Here is a 2,129-nt window from a genome sequence, read left to right as displayed (position 1 = left end):
GCACGATCCGATCGAAGGGCTGTCTATCCAACAAGACGGCGCTCGCGATGGTCTTCAAACTGGTCGAGGGCGCGCAGAGAACCTGGCGTCGTCTCGACGGTCATAACCAGTTGCCAAAACTCGTTCTCGGTGTGACATTCAACGACGGGATCGAGGTCATCGCCAAGCCGAATGATCGTCAGCCCATAACCGCCGCCGCCTGACCGGCCCCGGACGTCACCAAAATTTGGCGATAGCTCGCCTGAGTTGCAGTGGAACCTGTGCGGGCTTTTCTTCTATCTGAAAGCGACCGCACCTGGCGTCTAGGCCCGCAATGCTGTTTGGAGCGCAATATTGCATCTCAAACAACGTTTTGGTCGCGCGAGCACTGCTATGTACAGAGTCTGCCTCTCGGCAACTCACTTGCTAATGCCGATACGAGCTTCTTCACCAGAATAGGTAGTGTGGCGCTTACTCCTAATGGCATACCATCACTTAGCCCATACGATTGCAGGAAGTGCGCAATGACAAGATTGCTGGATCAGTTGCAAGTCTCTCGCGTCATTCAATTGCATGACGATGCCGCTGCTCAAAATGGCATCAAGCTCTTGTTAGGATTCGATTTCCATGAGTATATCTCGATCACGCGTGTCACTCCAACGAAGGCCCCGACGTTCCCAAATTTCCGGCCAGATCGCTCGCCGATTAAATCAGGCCAAGGCTACTGGATCATAGGTGTCGACAAAGACGATGAAATTGCGCTTTCAGACGCTGCTCGGCTGTATGATCTTTCATGCACGAATTTTGCAGAACACCTTCAATCCCTGAACGCATTTTATGCTCAGCCAGCCTTACATGCACATCCTCAGGATCGTTGTACATGCATCGCACCAAGTGCTAGAAACATGACCGGTAAAGTAGCTTATAACGGCGATCTTTGGGTGCGCGGAGACTTTAGAGGAACAGGCTTGGCCCAGATCATAACACAAATAGCACACCGCGTGTCGTTCGCGATGTGGGCTCCTGACTTCTTGTGCGCGCTCGTGGCGCGCTGGCGAGTAGTAAATGGCATTCCGCAATACTGTCACCAGGAGCCGGGTGGGGCGATATTGCAGCTGGTGGAAGAGGATGTTGCAGAGGACGATTGGCTTGTTTGGCTGACCGGCGAGGAGTTGAGAAATCAACGTCACCATGACGAAAGCAAGTCGCTTCTAGCGCCTCCATTGTGCCGGTGACCACTCCGACCACCGCTGTGAGAGTTCGGCCGTGATCGGGGCGAGAGCTGTTGCCACCTTTGGTTAGGCAATCCATGATCCGCGGCGCGTTCTCAAATCAACCATGATCGCGTCGAAGCGAATGCTCGCTCCTGGCCTGGCGACCATCGCCAATTGATCCTATGCTGAGCTATTGCTCACGTGCTCGAGGTGTGCCTCCAGCTCGTCGCCACGGACGCGCACCGAGCGCTTGCCGAAGATCATCTCCTTGAGCGTCTGCATTGCTACGCGCAGCTTCTCGTTCTCAACGTCAAGCGCGAGCACCATCTCGGTCAGAGCCGCCGGATCGGTCGGGAGAGCGTCGGGACGAATCGCCATGATCAGACGATACATCCGCGCGACCCGTGCTCCAGCGAAATCCTCACCCCTCAGCCGACAACGGTCGGCTGCTTCACAGGCTTGGGCGACACACGCGTCCATTCGAACCCGTCGAGTAGCATCGCAAGCTGCGTCGCACTGAGATGCACAACGCCGTCGTGGATCGGCGGCTGCCAAGTGAAACGCCCCTGGTGCAACCACTTGGTTACCAACACCATGCCGCTGCCGTCCCACGCCAGAAGCTTCACTCTGTCCATGCGCTTGCTGCGGAACACGAAGACGTCGCCGCAATACGGGTTCGCGCTCAGTGCTTCGCTCACCAGCGCCGACAGCGTATGCACCGACTTACGAAAGTCGACCGGCTGGGCCGCCAGCACCACCTTGAGGTCTGAAGTGGACCCCGGAAATAGGACCAAACGTTAAGGTGTGAAGCGTCCTGCTCTGTCTCAACCGATGGAGCACGGATATGACGAAGTCACGCAAGAAGTTCGATGCCGCGTTCAAAGCCAAGATTGCCCTGGAGGCCCTGCGCGAGGTAGCGACGGTGCCGGAGCTGGC

General features: G+C 56.6%; 3 protein-coding genes and 1 pseudogene. 2 read left to right on the top strand and 2 right to left on the bottom strand.

What is annotated here, in order from left to right; translation table 11 throughout:
- Window positions 1-203, top strand: a pseudogene (locus GWG65_RS40065) (IS256 family transposase); the annotation flags it as partial.
- A 300-nt stretch (window positions 204-503) separates the two neighbouring features.
- Window positions 504-1,214 carry a hypothetical protein gene (locus GWG65_RS40060; protein ID WP_275200897.1) on the top strand — a complete coding sequence of 237 codons (711 nt, stop codon included), beginning with the start codon at window positions 504-506 and terminating at the stop codon, window positions 1,212-1,214.
- Window positions 1,215-1,373: 159 nt separating this feature from the next.
- On the opposite strand, the gene GWG65_RS40055 is transcribed toward GWG65_RS40060, so the two are convergent.
- Together GWG65_RS40055 and tnpB are read right to left on the bottom strand one after the other, a co-directional pair.
- Entirely contained in the window at window positions 1,374-1,586 is a 213-nt protein-coding gene (locus GWG65_RS40055) for a hypothetical protein (protein ID WP_275200896.1), read from the bottom strand.
- A 35-nt stretch (window positions 1,587-1,621) separates the two neighbouring features.
- Window positions 1,622-1,987: an IS66 family insertion sequence element accessory protein TnpB gene (tnpB, locus tag GWG65_RS40050; protein ID WP_275200895.1), complete on the bottom strand. Its 366-nt coding sequence runs from the start codon at window positions 1,985-1,987 to the stop codon at window positions 1,622-1,624.
- Between the last annotated feature and the right edge of the window lie 142 nt (window positions 1,988-2,129).

Source organism: Bradyrhizobium sp. CSA207 (genome assembly GCF_029051685.1).
Classification (GTDB): domain Bacteria; phylum Pseudomonadota; class Alphaproteobacteria; order Rhizobiales; family Xanthobacteraceae; genus Bradyrhizobium.
Note: the sequence above shows the minus strand (reverse complement) of the source record. Positions and strands in the feature narration are given on the sequence as shown.

Bases quoted from the DNA above. Each gene is read 5' to 3' on its own strand.
- GWG65_RS40060 (WP_275200897.1), top strand. From the start codon at position 504: ATGACAAGATTGCTGGATCAGTTGCAAGTCTCTCGCGTCATTCAATTG.
- GWG65_RS40055 (WP_275200896.1), bottom strand. From the start codon at position 1,586: ATGTATCGTCTGATCATGGCGATTCGTCCCGACGCTCTCCCGACCGAT.